This is a genomic window from Cupriavidus pinatubonensis, assembly GCF_019602855.1.
Taxonomy (GTDB): Bacteria; Pseudomonadota; Gammaproteobacteria; order Burkholderiales; family Burkholderiaceae; genus Cupriavidus; species Cupriavidus pinatubonensis.
On the sequence record NZ_CP080767.1, the window covers coordinates 258,622 to 273,140 of the forward strand.

The 14,519-nt window shown below is 64.3% G+C and carries 11 protein-coding genes, 1 tRNA gene and 1 pseudogene; 8 read left to right on the forward strand and 5 right to left on the reverse strand.

Annotated features, from left to right (window positions below; genetic code table 11):
• Nucleotides 1–153: 153 nt before the first annotated feature.
• A complete protein-coding gene (locus K2O51_RS13645; protein WP_011296430.1) occupies nucleotides 154–801 on the reverse strand; it encodes a dihydrofolate reductase family protein in 648 nt (215 codons plus the stop codon).
• A 51-nt stretch (nucleotides 802–852) separates the two neighbouring features.
• Nucleotides 853–1,800: a LysR family transcriptional regulator gene (locus K2O51_RS13650; RefSeq protein WP_011296431.1), complete on the reverse strand. Its 948-nt coding sequence runs from the start codon at nucleotides 1,798–1,800 to the stop codon at nucleotides 853–855.
• A gap of 115 nt (nucleotides 1,801–1,915) precedes the next feature.
• On the opposite strand from K2O51_RS13650, the gene K2O51_RS13655 reads away from it, so the two are divergent.
• The 5 genes from K2O51_RS13655 to K2O51_RS13675 all read left to right on the forward strand — a co-directional run bounded on the left by K2O51_RS13655 (nucleotide 1,916) and on the right by K2O51_RS13675 (nucleotide 5,604).
• Nucleotides 1,916–2,893 carry a Bug family tripartite tricarboxylate transporter substrate binding protein gene (locus K2O51_RS13655; protein WP_220631228.1) on the forward strand — a complete coding sequence of 326 codons (978 nt, stop codon included), beginning with the start codon at nucleotides 1,916–1,918 and terminating at the stop codon, nucleotides 2,891–2,893.
• Between the two features lie 262 nt (nucleotides 2,894–3,155).
• Nucleotides 3,156–3,632: a bacterioferritin gene (bfr, locus tag K2O51_RS13660; protein ID WP_011296433.1), complete on the forward strand. Its 477-nt coding sequence runs from the start codon at nucleotides 3,156–3,158 to the stop codon at nucleotides 3,630–3,632.
• A gap of 89 nt (nucleotides 3,633–3,721) precedes the next feature.
• Nucleotides 3,722–3,796, forward strand: a tRNA-Cys gene (locus tag K2O51_RS13665).
• Between the two features lie 307 nt (nucleotides 3,797–4,103).
• Nucleotides 4,104–4,547, forward strand: coding sequence for a GNAT family N-acetyltransferase (locus K2O51_RS13670; RefSeq protein ID WP_011296434.1), 444 nt, complete (start codon nucleotides 4,104–4,106; stop codon nucleotides 4,545–4,547).
• 76 nt (nucleotides 4,548–4,623) lie between these two features.
• Complete coding sequence (locus K2O51_RS13675; RefSeq protein WP_011296435.1) at nucleotides 4,624–5,604, forward strand: quinone oxidoreductase family protein; 981 nt, start codon at nucleotides 4,624–4,626, stop codon at nucleotides 5,602–5,604.
• Between the two features lie 6 nt (nucleotides 5,605–5,610).
• Here K2O51_RS13675 and dmeF read toward each other — a convergent pair whose 3' ends face one another.
• Nucleotides 5,611–6,627, reverse strand: coding sequence for a CDF family Co(II)/Ni(II) efflux transporter DmeF (gene dmeF / locus K2O51_RS13680; RefSeq protein ID WP_011296436.1), 1,017 nt, complete (start codon nucleotides 6,625–6,627; stop codon nucleotides 5,611–5,613).
• 339 nt (nucleotides 6,628–6,966) lie between these two features.
• The gene (locus tag K2O51_RS13685) at nucleotides 6,967–8,415 is read right to left on the reverse strand and encodes an aminotransferase-like domain-containing protein (RefSeq protein WP_220631229.1); all 1,449 of its coding nucleotides are present in this window, start codon (nucleotides 8,413–8,415) and stop codon (nucleotides 6,967–6,969) included.
• A 341-nt stretch (nucleotides 8,416–8,756) separates the two neighbouring features.
• Here K2O51_RS13685 and aptA point away from each other — a divergent pair, with 341 nt between their 5' ends.
• The 3 genes and pseudogenes from aptA to K2O51_RS13700 form a co-directional block, all read left to right on the forward strand.
• Nucleotides 8,757–10,088: an omega-aminotransferase AptA gene (gene aptA, locus K2O51_RS13690; RefSeq protein WP_011296438.1), complete on the forward strand. Its 1,332-nt coding sequence runs from the start codon at nucleotides 8,757–8,759 to the stop codon at nucleotides 10,086–10,088.
• A gap of 14 nt (nucleotides 10,089–10,102) precedes the next feature.
• Nucleotides 10,103–11,620 (forward strand): CoA-acylating methylmalonate-semialdehyde dehydrogenase, encoded by a 1,518-nt coding sequence (locus K2O51_RS13695; protein ID WP_220631230.1) that lies wholly within the window; start codon nucleotides 10,103–10,105, stop codon nucleotides 11,618–11,620.
• A 385-nt stretch (nucleotides 11,621–12,005) separates the two neighbouring features.
• Nucleotides 12,006–13,070 (forward strand): annotated as a pseudogene (locus K2O51_RS13700) (IS256 family transposase); the annotation flags it as partial.
• Nucleotides 13,071–13,095: 25 nt separating this feature from the next.
• Here K2O51_RS13700 and K2O51_RS13705 read toward each other — a convergent pair.
• The gene (locus K2O51_RS13705) at nucleotides 13,096–14,337 is read right to left on the reverse strand and encodes an IS110 family RNA-guided transposase (protein ID WP_140953302.1); all 1,242 of its coding nucleotides are present in this window, start codon (nucleotides 14,335–14,337) and stop codon (nucleotides 13,096–13,098) included.
• Nucleotides 14,338–14,519 lie beyond the last annotated feature (182 nt).

A 14,519-nucleotide genomic window follows, 5' to 3' on the forward strand; every position in this document is an offset into this window, starting at 1 on the left:
CGGATCGTCCGCGCCAGACCGGTGTGGGGTGTGCGCGTGCTGGCAATAGCTACTGCCAGGCACCGCAACCGGCGGCTGATGCCGGGTCGCACGCCATGCGGCCCGTCAGCACCGATACGGCTCTACCATTTGCCGCAGGTGCCTGAGGCCCCCCTAAGCCTGCCTGGTCAGCACGACGTGCAACACAGCCGGCGTGGTCACATGCTCGCTGCAGGCGAAGCCGAGTGCCGGGAGATCCAGCCCGGCCAGTAGTGCCTCGCCACCGCCTAGCAGTTTCGGCACGATGGCAAGGTGCATCTCGTCGACCAGGCCGGCCTGCAGGTATTGGCGGATCGTTGACACGCCGCCCCCAAGCCGCACGTCGCGTCCCTGTGCCGCTTCGCGAGCACGCGCCAGTGCCACATCGATGCCTTCGGTGACGAAGTGAAAGGTCGTGCCGCCTTCCATCTCGATCGACGGCCGCGCGTGATGCGTCAGCACGAACACCGGCACATGGTAGGGCGGCTTGTCGCCCCACCAGCCTCGCCAGCTCTCGTCGGGCCATGGCCCGCGCACGGGCCCGAACATATTGCGTCCGAGAATCCACGCGCCGATGTTGTCAAAGCCGCGTTCGACGAAGTCGTTGTCGACGCCGGCGCTGCCGCCTTCGCCGGCGAACATGACCTGGAAGCGGCGCGTGGCGAACGCCCATTCGTGCAGCGCTTCGCCGCCCACGCCCAACGGGTTTTCGAGGCTTTGGGCGGGCCCGGCGCCATAGCCGTCAAGCGACAACGTAAAGCTGTTCACTCTGAGTCTGGACATTGCCGTGTCTCCTTTCTTCTTCGGGAAACCGAAGCGCACAGCATACGCTCACTAGTGCGCCTGACGTGCGCCCTTGCGCAAGGCCGGGTGCTCGGCCAGCACCTCGTGCACCAGCGTCACGAACGCCCGCGCTGCGGGGGACAGGGAGTGCCCGGCCAGCGACACCACGCCATACGGCGCACGCAGTTCCGTGGCGGGACGCAGCGGCAGCGCCACGGCTTGTCCGTCGGCCTGCAGGCTCGCCATCATCGCGCGCGGCACCAGCACCACCGCATCGGTCGACAGCATCAGCGTGCGCAGCGCGTGCATGTCGTCGCACGTGACCGTCAGAAGTTCGCACGGCGTGCCATCAATGTTGCCCTGATCCTCCGCGACCCGGCGGTGGAAGAAGTCACGTACGCCGGCGGGCAGTCGCGGACCGGCCACGGGGTAGGGCGTCAGTGCCGCCAGGTTGATCGCGCGGCGTTTGGCCAGCGGGTGGCTGCTGCGCACGAAGAATGCAGTCTGCAGCGCCGGCAGCCGTTCAATCTGCAGGTGTGGCAGTCGGGTCAGGCTCTGGCTCTCGCCGACAAAGGCATCGAGCCGTTCCGCCTCCAGCGACGTCAGCATGGTGCGCGTGTCCGCTGTCTCCAGGTCGATGCGCAACGTCGGATGGCGCGCCACCAGCGCGGCCAGCACCGGCTCAAGAAGGAACGCTGATGCGAATGGCCCGAAGCCGATGCGGATCTCTCCGATCTCGATGTCCTGCAGCATCTGCAGGTCGCGCCTGAGTTCGCGGCCTTCGCGCAGCATGCGCCGTGCGCGCTCGAGGACGATGGCGCCGGCAGCGGTCGGTCTGGCCTTGCCATATGCGCGGTCCACCAGCGTGCCCAGGTCGCCCTCGAGCGTCTGGATGCTGCGTGTGAGCGCGGGCTGCGACAGGTGCAGCGCATCGGCGGCGCGGGCGAAGCTGCCTTGCTCGATCAGCGTGACGAAGTGATGGAGCTGACGCAGGCTCATGAATTCAGTTTTTATGCATGGAAATTTGAAAAATATTGCATTGGACGTATTTTCTCAAGCCGGTTAGCTTGTCTGCAAACCAAAAACATCAAGCTCAAGCAACCGGAGACAAGGCATGAACCGACGTGCGCTGCTGGCGCTCGCCCTGAGTGGCATTACCGTTTGCAGCGCACCGGCGCTCGCGCAGACCTATCCCTCCAAGCCGATTCACATCGTCGTGCCGTATGCGGCTGGCGGCGGCACCGACACCGTGGCGCGCGCGCTCGGCGAGAAGCTCAGCAAGCGGCTGGGCCAGCCCGTCGTGGTGGAGAACAAGGCCGGTGCTTCCGGCATCATTGGCACGGATGCGGTGGCAAAAGCTGCACCGGACGGCTATACGCTGCTGGTGACCATCACGCAGACCGTTCTCACCAACCAGTTCCTGTTCGCCAAGCTGCCGTACGACCCGCGCAAGGACCTGTCGATGGTCAGCGTGCTCGCCGATGCGCAGCTCGTACTCGTGACGAATACGTCATTGCCGGCACGCACGCCGCGCGAACTGGGCGACTATGCGCGCACGCGGCCGGGCAAGGTCAGCTATGCGTCGTGGGGTGTGGGCTCGTACTCACATCTGAGCGGCGCGTATTTCAGCAAGCTTGCACGCGCCGAGTCCACCCATGTGCCGTACAAGGGCGAAGCGCCGATGCTGCAGGACCTGCTCGGCGGCCAGGTGCAGTTCGGCTTCGCCAGCATCCTCACGGCCAAGCCGTATATTCAAAGCGGGAAGCTCAAGGCGCTGGCGGTGACGGGGGCACAACGCAGCAGCGCGCTGCCCGAGCTGCCGACGTTCGCCGAACTGGGCATGGGCGACAGCGCGTTCAAGACGGTCGGCTGGATCGGCATGGCGGCCCCTGTCGGCGTGCCGCCGGCAGTGACCGCGAAGCTCGAGGAAGAGGTGCGCGCGATTATGCAGACGCCTGACATGCAATCGCGCATGGCTGGGCTTGGCCTGCGCCCGCTGGGCAGCACCCCGGCCGAGGCCCAGGCGATCTTCACGCGCGACTGGCCGGTGCTGAAGATGCTGGTGGCCGATTCGGGGGCGAAGCTCGACTGAGTCCGGGCATCCCTAAGTGGCAAAAAAGCCGCCGGCCACGGCGGTTTTCTGCTTCTGCATGGCGGGGCATAATCTGGACGAAAATCAAAACCATACGCATTCTCGATTGCATGCGGTAGATGTGGCGATTACCGTCGCATTTTGGCGTGTCGCTTGATGTCGCCCCAATTGTGGCTACCATGAAAACGCACCGGTAAAAGCCGGGCACGATGGAAAAAAAGGAGAAGCACGATTTTCAGCCGCCGGGGGAAGGGAATATGCCATGAAAACGGACAAGAAAGTCATTCAGCTGCTCAACGCCCAACTCAAGCACGAACTGACTGCGATCAACCAGTATTTCCTGCACGCGCGCATGTACCGGCACTGGGGCATGAACGCGCTCGGCAAGCATGAATACGAGGAATCGATCGAGGAAATGAAGCATGCCGACAAGCTGATCGAGCGCATCCTGTTGCTCGACGGTTTGCCAAACCTGCAGGATCTCGACAAATTGCTGCTCGGCGAAAACACCGAGGAAATGCTGGCCTGCGATCTCAAGCTCGAACAGGTTTCCCAGGCGAGCTGCAAGGATGCGATCAAGTATTTCGAGTCGGTGGGCGACTACGTCTCGCGCGAGGTCGTTGTCGATATCCTTGAAGCGACCGAAGAGCATATTGACTGGATCGAATCCCAGATCGAACTGGTCGCCAAGGTCGGCATCCAGAACTACATCCAGTCGGCCATGGGCGGCATGGAATAGCCGCACTGCGAACAGCGTTTCTGCAGAGTTTCCGATTTCCCGCTACACTGCGCCCCGCAACACGATTTGTCCCCGGACGTTTCGTCCACGGCGGGGTGGCAGAGTGGTGATGCGACGGCCTGCAAAGCCGTTTACGACGGTTCGATTCCGGATCCCCGCCTCCAGTTTCCTTCTGCGCACCTGGCGCGGAATCTGCGTGGCGCCGTACAGCGGTGCGCGCCACGGCTTTTCTCCTTTCCCGCCTCACCCGTTTGAGAGCCGGCCGGCTCGCTCATGAAACGGGCTGCCCTCGGCGTGATCGACGGTTATCTACGCGTTCTTCCCGTCTGGAACAACAACGCTGTTTAGGGTAGTGTGTTGGCGCGGCTGCGAGTCGATACGCGACATACAATGCAAGCAGGCGCACGTGACAACCATGCAGGGCTTCCGTGGTTTGCTGTACGTGAGTGACGCAAGAACAAGAGGCTCCAGATGATCAAAGATTTGCGAATCCGGGCGGCGCTGGCTCCGGATGCGCCCGCGGTTGGCGCGGTGCTCGAACGTTGCGGCCTGCCGACCGATGATGTGTTCCGCTTGCTGGAACACTTCCACGTCGCCGTCCACGAATCGCAGATTGTCGGCTGCGGGGCCGGCGAGCGGTTTGGCGAAACCGTCGTGGTCCGCTCGGTCGGGGTGCTGCCGGAATACCGCGACCAGGGCGTTGCGTCCCACGTGGTCCGCGCGGTGCTGATGCGAGCGCGTGCCAACGGCGTCAAGCGCGCCGTGCTGCTGACGACCAGTTGCCCAAGCTACTTTGCGCGCTACGGCTTCTCGCTGATCCCGGCCGCCAAGCTGCCGGCGGAAGTCCTGTCGTCGAAGGAATTCCACCGCCATACCGACACGCCGCCGCTATGCATGTGCTGCGACCTGACGTGATCGCTTGCGTCTGAGCCCGGGCACGTTTTCGCAAAACCGGAAATAATCGGGTCTTCCCAGTCAGAGGAGACCCGGCATGCTGACCGCCCGCGTCATACGCGTCCACGAATTTGGCCCACCCGAAGCGATGCAGCTCGAGCGCATGGAGCTGCCACCGCCCGCCGAAGGCGAGGTAGTGGTGCGCCAGACGGCGATGGGCTTTAACTTCATTGATATCTACCAGCGCCGCGGCACGTATCCCTTGCCACCGGGCACCGGCCTTGGCCATGAGGCCGCCGGCGTGGTCGAGGCAGTCGGTGCGGGCGTGAGGGGGTTTGCGCCGGGCGACCGCGTGGCCTACATGAATGCGGGGCTTGGTGCCTATGCCGACTACCGCAACGTGCCGGCCGCGAAGCTGGTACGCGTGCCGGACAGTATTTCCGACGAGCAGGCTGCCGCCGTCATCTTCAAGGGGATGACTGCGCAATACCTGGTGCGCCATACCCATGCCGTGAAGGCGGGCGATGCGGTGCTGATCCATGCCGCCGCGGGCGGTGTGGGCCAGATACTGAGCAGCTGGGCCAAGGCGCTGGGCGCCTATGTGATTGGCACTGCGGGCTCGCCGGAGAAGTGCGAACTCGCGCGCCGGATGGGCTGTGACGTGGCCATCGACTATCGCAGCGGCGATTGGGTCAAGGCCGTACGCGAGGCCACCGGCGGACGTGGCGTGCGCGTCGTATATGACGCGGTGGGCAAGGACACCTTTTTGGGCTCGCTCGATTGCGCGCAGCAGTTCGGCCTGGTGGTGCTGTACGGTGCCGCGTCTGGCCCGGCGCCGGCGATCGAACCCGAACTGCTGAACAAGAAGGGTTGCCTGTTCCTGACGCGACCTTCGGTGTTTCCGCACAACGCGGACCCGGATATGTTCCGCGCCAACGCGAAGGACCTGTTCGACGCCGTTACCGCCGGCCATGTGAAGGTGGAGATCGGCGCGCGTTTCGCGCTGCAGGACGTTGCCAAAGCGCATGCCGCCGCAGAGTCCCGGGCGACGACCGGGGCAATCGTATTGCTCCCGTAGTGTCGATCAGACTTGCTGCGTTGCGGACGCCGCGTGCCAGTGCTGGTCGCGGCAAACACTGATCTCCACCGTCACGTGCACGAGTTCCTCGTGCACGGACAACGCCTCGCGCACAGACTGCGGCGTCAGCGTGGCGTCGTGCGTGACCAGGCAGACGATGGAGGCGAACTGCTGCTTGCCGACGCGCCAGACATGCAGGTCAGTCACGCGCGTGGCGTCACGCGCATCGCCGGCGTCCTCGAAGGCGGCGAGCACTTCGCGTACCTCTTCGACCACGGGATGATCCATCTCTCTGTCCAGCAGCACGGTGCCGCTCTGGCGCAGCAGGCCTAGTGCCCAGCGGCCGACCAGTGCCGCGCCCACCAGTCCCATCACTGGATCCAGCCAGCTCCAGCCGAGCCACCATCCACCAGCCAGTGCGACGATGGCGAGCACTGACGTTGCCGCGTCCGCGAGCACGTGCAGGTAGGCCGAGCGCAGGTTGATGTCGTGGTGGTGGCCGTGATCATGGTGATCGTGCGCATGCCCGTGGTGATGCCCGTGGTGGTCGTGACCGTCGTGGTGGTGATGCGCGCCGCCGAGAATCAGCGCGCAGCCAAGATTCACCAGCAGCCCGAGCGCCGTAACCGCCATGGCTTCACGGTAGTGGATCGCTTGCGGGCTGAACAAACGCTCCACGGAGCCGATCGCCATCAGCGCGGCCACGCCAAGCAGGAATATGGCGCTGGCGAAACCCGCCAGCACCTCGATCTTCCAGGTGCCGAACGCAAAGCGCGCATCGCTCGCGTAGCGGCGCGCGGCGGCGTAGGCAAATGCCGTCATGCCGATGGCCAACGCGTGCGAACTCATGTGCCACCCATCCGCCAGCAGCGCCATCGAGTTGAACCACCAGCCCGCGGCGATCTCTACCACCATGGTCGCGGCGGTGATCGCCATCACCAGCCGCGTGCCGCGCTCGGCCGCATGGTTGCCGCTGTCGAAGACGTGGCTGTGGGTCCAGGAGGAAAGATTCTCGGTGTGCATGGCGTTAGAAGACCGAAGGAAGCGAGACGAAAAGCGTAGCAGAGGGCGATGTCGGTATCGCATCCGTCCATGCTGCACGGAAGGGAAATGAGCCGGGCGAATCACCGTGAGGCTGGAAAGTCGCCAGATGTGACGACTTCCGCCAAAAACATACATTCATGAATGCATGTATACTTTCCGAAGTATTCACATTCCTGCCTCACATTTGTTGTGGATTTCGATATGAGCTACCGTTTTATCGCTACTTGCATGACCGTCTGGATTGGCGTCTGCGCCACAGCGGGTTGGGTGGTCGAGCGCCTCTGGGGCTGATCTCCCGCAGCGGCCGGTTCGCGGACCTCACGCAGCACGTACCGCGCGCTGCCCATTCGCCAGGCTGTCAAAGAATTCCCATAACTGTGGCGCGTCTCCGGTCGCCACGTTGAAACGTATCCACGGCGAATCCGTCTCCTCCGGCTCGAAATAAGAACCTGGCGCCAGCCAGATGCCACGTTCCAGCGCCAGCGTAGCCAGCCGGTTGCCGGTCATGGGCGCGCCGTCATGCAGGACATCGCGCACACGTGCCCACGCGAACATTCCGCCTTCCGGCCGCAGCAGCACTTCCAGGCCGTGCGCTTCCATCTTCTCCGTCACGCAGTCCTGCTGCGCGCGCAGGCGCTCGGCCAGCGCTGCCACGTGCCGCCCGTAGTGGCCGCTCGTGAGCACCGAGTACACAAGCCGCTCCGTGACTTCCGAAGATGTCAGCCCGACCGCCATCTTGGTCCTCGCAAACGCCTTGGCCAGGTCCGCGCTGGCGGCGACGTAACCCACGCGCAGCGACGGCGTGATCGTCTTGGAAAACCCGTTGATGTAGACCACCTGCGACAGCCCGTCCATCGCGGCCAGCATCGGTGAGCCGGCCGGCGCAAGTTCGCGGTAGATGTCGTCTTCCACGACGAGCAGCCGGTGCTGCTCGGCAAGCTGCAGCACGCGGAACGCATTCATGCTGGTCAGGGTCGCGCCAGTGGGGTTCTGCAGCACGGTGTTGATGAAGAGTGCGCGCGGTGCGTGCGTGCGGATGGCGTCTTCGAGTGCATCGGTATCGAGCCCGGCCGCAGTGCGTGGCACGCCAATCACGCGTAGCCCGGCAAGTCGCAGGATCTGCAGCAGGTTGCAGTAGCACGGCGCCTCGACCAGCACCGTATCGCCGGCCCGCAGCAGCGTGCGCACCACGAGATCCAGCGCCTGCGTGGCACCCTGCGTCAGCACGACCTGTTGTGCCTGCGCAGGAATGCCGTACTGGCCCAGGCCCGTGGCGATATGCTCGCGCAGCGGCGCGTAGCCGTAGGGATGGCCATAGCCCGATACCTGCGCGGCCGGCACCCGCGCCGCGGCGCGCATGGCCTGGTGCAGGCCTTCCTCATTGAGCCAGTCGCCCGGCAGCCAGCCGGCGCCGGCCTTGATCGGCACCGAATGATCGGCGAATACATCCGACAGCAGCCACGCCGCATTCAGACCGGGCGCCTCCCACTGGGGCGACCGCATGCCGCCGGCGGGCGCGTGGCGATGCGCGACGGTGTAGCCGGAGCCCGGGCGGGCAGCGAGATAGCCGAGCGCCGTGAGGCGACCGTAGGCTTCCGCGACTGTAAAAGTGCTGACGCCATGCTGCTGCGCAAAGCGGCGTACCGAGGGCAGCGCAGAGCCCGCACGCAGTGCGCGGCGGTCCACCAGCGCGGCAATTCCTGCCACGATCTGTTCGGTGAGGGTCTCGCCGCCACGGCGGCTGCGGGTGAGGTCCAGGGTCAGCATGGGGCACTTCAGGCAAGTTCTAACCTGTACAGTTTAGCGGCTGCACGAGCTTGGCTGGCCTGTGCGTCTGCGCGGTCGCCGCAAATGACGCGGTGCAATGTGGGGCGCCGCACAGCATCGCATAGCCTGCGCTGTCAGACTGCCCGCGGATCGTTGCTGCACCGGCACAATCCTGTACGGTTTGGCTTGCCTAAACTGTACGGTAAGGCGAAGTTGTCCGGACTGTATATTTTGTCGTCCCGGCGCCGCCGGTAGAGTGGCCGACATCCCTGCCGCTGCACACGTTTCGCCGTGACAGCGCGCGCCAACCCGAATCGCCCAGATTGCCCAGAGGAGGACGTATGGACGCCGCGAAGACCGTGATTCCCGATCTCGATGCCCTGTGGATGCCCTTTACCGCGAACCGCCAGTACAAGGCGGCGCCGCGCCTGCTGGCCTCGGCCAGCGGCATGTACTACACCACCCACGACGGACGCCAGATCCTCGACGGTTGCGCGGGCCTCTGGTGCGTAGCGGCCGGCCACTGCCGCAAGGAGATTGCCGAGGCCGTGGCCCGCCAGGCCGCCACGCTCGACTACGCGCCGCCGTTCCAGATGGGCCATCCGCTGTCGTTCGAAGCCGCCACCAAGGTGGCCGCGATCATGCCGCAGGGACTGGACCGCATCTTCTTCACGAATTCCGGTTCGGAATCGGTGGACACCGCGCTGAAGATTGCGCTGGCCTACCACCGTGCGCGCGGCGAGGGCCAGCGCACCCGCTTCATCGGGCGCGAACGCGGTTACCACGGCGTGGGCTTTGGCGGCATGGCTGTCGGTGGCATCGGGCCGAACCGCAAGGCGTTCTCGGCCAACCTGATGCCGGGCACCGACCATCTGCCGGCGACGCTGAATATCGCCGAAGCGGCGTTCTCCAAGGGTCAGCCGACATGGGGCGCGCACCTTGCCGACGAACTCGAGCGCATCGTCGCGCTGCATGATCCGTCCACGATTGCCGCCGTCATCGTGGAACCGCTGGCGGGCTCCGCCGGGGTGCTGGTGCCGCCGGTCGGCTACCTCGACAAGCTGCGCGAGATCACGACCAAGCACGGCATCCTGCTGATCTTCGACGAGGTCATCACGGCCTTTGGTCGCCTGGGTACCGCCACCGCGGCGGAACGCTTCAAGGTCACGCCGGACCTGATCACCATGGCCAAGGCCATCAACAACGCCGCCGTGCCGATGGGTGCCGTGGCCGTGCGCCGCGAAGTCCATGACACCGTGGTCAACTCGGCCGCGCCGGGCGCGATCGAACTCGCGCATGGCTACACCTACTCGGGCCACCCGCTGGCCGCCGCCGCTGCCATCGCCACGCTGGACCTGTATCAGCGCGAGAACCTGTTCGGCCGTGCCGCGGAGCTGTCGCCGGTGTTCGAAGCGGCCGTTCACAGCGTACGCAGCGCGCCGCATGTGAAGGACATCCGCAACCTCGGCATGGTGGCCGGCATCGAGCTGGAGCCGCGTCCGGGCCAGCCCGGCGCACGCGCCTACGAAGCCTTCCTCAAATGCCTTGAGCGTGGCGTGCTGGTGCGCTACACCGGCGATATCCTCGCGTTCTCGCCGCCGCTGATCATCAGCGAGGCGCAGATTGCCGAGCTGTTCGATACGGTCAAGCAGGCCTTGCAGGAAGTGCAGTAAAGAGGGATTCCAAAGTGAATATTGCTGAGAACCGGCAGATCGCCGAAATCCACCACTACATCGGTGGCACCGTCCGGCCAGGCGCGTCCGCGCGCTTTGCCGACGTCTTCAACCCGGCCACCGGTGAAGTGGCCGCACGCGTGGCGCTGGGCACTGCGCAAGAAGTGTCCGACGCCGTCGCCGCCGCGAAGGCAGCGTTCCCGGCATGGGCCGACACGCCGCCGCTGCGCCGCGCGCGCATCCTGTTCAAGTTCAAGGAGTTGCTGGACAAGCATCACGACGACCTTGCTGCGCTGATCACGCGTGAACACGGCAAGGTGTTCAGCGATGCAAAAGGCGAAGTCACGCGCGGCGTGGAGATCGTCGAGTTCGCCTGTGGCATCCCTAACCTGCTCAAGACCGATTTCACCGACAACGTCGGCGGCGGTATCGACAACTGGAACCTGCGCCAGCCGCTGGGCGTGGTGGCCGGCATCACGCCGTTCAACTTCCCGGTGATGGTGCCGATGTGGATGTTCCCGGTGGCGCTAGCATGCGGCAACACGTTCGTGCTGAAGCCGAGCGAACGTGATCCGTCGCCGAGCCTGTTGATCGCCGATCTGCTGAAGCAGGCAGGCTTGCCGGATGGCGTGTTCAACGTCGTTCAAGGCGACAAGGTCGCGGTCGATGCGCTGCTCGCGAATCCGGACGTGCAGGCGCTGTCGTTCGTGGGATCGACGCCGATTGCCGAGTACATCCACACGGAAGGCACGAAGCACGGCAAGCGCGTGCAGGCGCTCGGCGGTGCGAAGAACCATCTCGTGGTGATGCCCGACGCGGACCTGGACCAGGCCGTCGATGCGCTGATCGGCGCAGGCTACGGTTCGGCTGGCGAGCGCTGCATGGCGATCTCGGTAGCGGTAGCCGTGGGCGACGTCGCCGACAAGCTCGTGCCGCGCCTGGCCGAGCGCGCCGCCGCGCTGAAGATCCGCAATGGCATGGAAGCCGACGCCGAAATGGGACCGCTGGTGACCGGCGCGCACAAGGCGAAGGTCGAAGGCTATATCGCCAAGGGCGTGGAAGAAGGCGCGACGCTGGTGACCGATGGCCGCGGCCACAAGGTCGAAGGCCACGAGAACGGCTTCTATGTCGGCGGCACGCTGTTCGACCATGTCACGCCGGACATGACGATCTACAAGGAAGAGATCTTCGGGCCGGTGCTGTCGGTCGTGCGTGTGCATGACTTTGCCGAGGCGGTGGCGCTGATCAATGCACATGAGTATGGCAACGGCGTGTCTTGCTACACCAGCGACGGTGGTATTGCGCGTGCTTTTGCGCGGCAGATTCAGATTGGTATGGTCGGAATCAATGTTCCTATCCCAGTGCCGATGGCCTGGCATTCGTTTGGTGGCTGGAAGCGTTCGCTGTTTGGCGATCATCATGCGTATGGTGAAGAAGGCGTGCGCTTCTACACGCGCTACAAGAGTGTGATGCAGCGGTGGCCGGATTCGATTGGGAAGGGGGCGGAGTTTATGATGCCGGTGGCGAAGTAAAGGGCGGGCCGGTAATGGCGGTGTTGTCGTTCTTGGCAGGCGCCGCTGTTTCGCCGGCGTAGCCGGCGAGTCACTTTTTGGCCGGGCGACAAAAAGTAACCAAAAAACGCGTGTCTGGGCAGACGGCCATCAACGATGCGCTTCTATGGTTCGAGCGGCTTTGGTCTCGCGATGCCTGGGTGCTCGTTCAGGCCTGCTCACGCTATGTGAGTCAGAACCTGTGCCTGGCGCGGCACGACTTTTGAACGATCCCCAAGTTGGACTCGGGTACAGCGTTTCAACACGGTCAGTGGTGGGACGCCTTCGGCTGCGCTGCGCGCACGTCGTCGTCTGGGCCTGTCAGAAATTTTGTGTTTAGGGCATAACATGTCACCAAGGAGCATGTATGCCACGCAAAACCAAGACGAGCCAAGCCGCTGACCGCGAGCTGCCGACCATTCCCGAGGACCTGATCGCGCATTTCGTCAAGGGTCCGATGACCGCTGAGGCGGTCCAGGACGCCTCGATGGCGTTCAAGAAGGCCCTGATCGAGCGCGCCCTGGGCGCTGAACTGGGCCATCATCTAGGCTACCCGGCTGGTGCTGAGCGCCCAGCCGGCACGGCCAATCAGCGCAATGGCAAGAGCGCCAAGACGGTCTTGACCGATGACGGCCCACTGCGGGTGGATATCCCACGCGACCGCGATGGCAGCTTCGATCCGATCCTGATTCCCAAACACGAGCGGCGCTTTACCGGGTTCGACGACAAGATCATCGCCATGTACGCCCGCGGCATGACCGTGCGCGAGATCCAGGCGTTTCTGGCCGAGCAGTACGGCACCGAAGTGTCGCCCGAGTTCATCAGTTCGGTGACCGACGCAGTCATGGATGAGGTAATCACCTGGCAGTCGCGCCCGCTGGAGGTGATGTACCCAGTGGTGTTCTTCGACGCGCTGCGGGTCAAGATGCGCGAGGACGGCGTGGTGCGCAACAAGGCTGTCTACCTGGCCTTGGGCGTGCTGCCAGATGGCACGCGCGACATCCTGGGCCTGTGGATCGAGACTACCGAAGGCGCCAAGTTCTGGATGAAGGTGTTCAACGACCTGAAGACCCGCGGCACGCAGGACATCCTGATCGCGGTCACCGATGGGCTCAGAGGCATGGAGCAGGCATTGAATGCGGTGTTCCCGAATACGACGCTGCAGACCTGCATCGTGCATCTGATCCGCAACAGCCTCGAGTACGCCAGCTGGAAGGAACGCCGGGCCGTGGCGGCAGCGCTCAAGCCCGTGTACACGGCACCTACTGTCGAAGCTGCGCTAGCCGAGTTGTCAGCCTTCGAGCAAGGGGAATGGGGTCAACGGTACGCACCCATCGGCGCATCCTGGCGGCGCGCCTGGGATCAGGTGATTCCGTTCTTTGCGTTCCCGCCGGCAATCCGCAAGATCGTCTACACGACGGATGAAGTTGACAAGCCCGCGGTGCTCTCTCACTCGTTCATGGCGTCCGTATTGGTGGCCACGGAGCGCGTACCGCACCTGTCTGCGGTCGCGCTTGTTTCCAGCGTGAGAACAGGCGTTGGTAAGCCTGCTCGGCTTGCTCTCCGACTGCACGCTCCAGATCCCGGACGGACTTCAGATTGTAGGCGGCGGCTGCTCCCTTGCGGCTACCGCGACGCGCAGAAGGCATGCCCGCCTGCAGTTCCAGCTCACGGGTCTTTCGCGCAGTCAGCGCCGGGCGATCCCAGGCGAAGCATTGGTTACGCGTGAGGACGTGCCAGACGATGATCGCCAGCTTGCGTGCCGTGGCAACAGCGGCGATCTGCTGACCGCGATGATCGCGGATACGTAGGAAGAAGGCTCGGACGGGGCCGGCCGTTTGCGCTGCGGCCCAAGCAGCCTCGACCAGCATGGCACGCGCATAGGAACGTCCGCGCTTGCTGATGTGTCCGTGTTTTGCTGGTTGCAAGCCGGATTGGTAGACCGACGGATTGAGGCCAAAGTAGCTGACCAATTTCTCCGGCGAGCGAAAGCGGGCGATATCGCCGATGGCGGAGAGCAACCCGATCGCCACTGTGGTGTTGACGCCGGTGATAGTCAGGAGCTTGCGTAGCCTGTCGTCCTGAATAGCGGATTGGGCCAGGACGCGGTCAATCTCCTGCAGATTCTCTGCCAGCCGGTCCAGCTCATGCAACCGCTGGTCGATCCCGATACGTTCGTCCGTGGGTAGCGGCTGCAGACTCAGCCACGCCCGCCCTTTCTTGCCAAACAGGTCTGTCGCGGGACACCGCTCGATGAGATGCGCGGCAAGGACAGCGTGAACCTCATTCTTGAGGCGCGTCCTCTGTCGGACGATCTGGGCGCGGCGCGACACCTGCCGCCGCATCGCTTGCGTGGCCTCGTCTGGAATCCAGACCTCGGGCAGGAAGCCACTCGCATAGAGTTGCGCAAGAATGGCCGCATCGATCTTATCCGTCTTCACGCGGGCTTCCGCAATTAGACGGACTTGCAGCGGGTTGGCGACGATCACTCTGCCAACATGACTAGTCAGCACATTTGCAATGGCGATCGTATTGCCGGTCGCCTCGAGTACTACGTGGTCGTCGGGCTTTAGTTTGGCGGCAAAGCGTTCGAGCTCGTCGCGTCGCAGTCCGACGCGACCCCCGGCGCGTAGCAGGCCATTCTCCAGATAGGCGATCTCGGCAACGGATCGCGATACATCCAGTCCTATCACTCGCATTGGCGTCTCCCATGGGAAACATCGCAAATGGGAGCCGGTGGGACAGCACGACAACTACGGATTCGCGCTCGCAGCGCAACCGGGCGGGTCGCAGGGGCGGCCAACTACTAACACGAGCTCGCAGCTCAACGTATATGAACGGCCTGCCCACCCGAAGTGCTCCCCGGTGCCCCTGTCCCGGA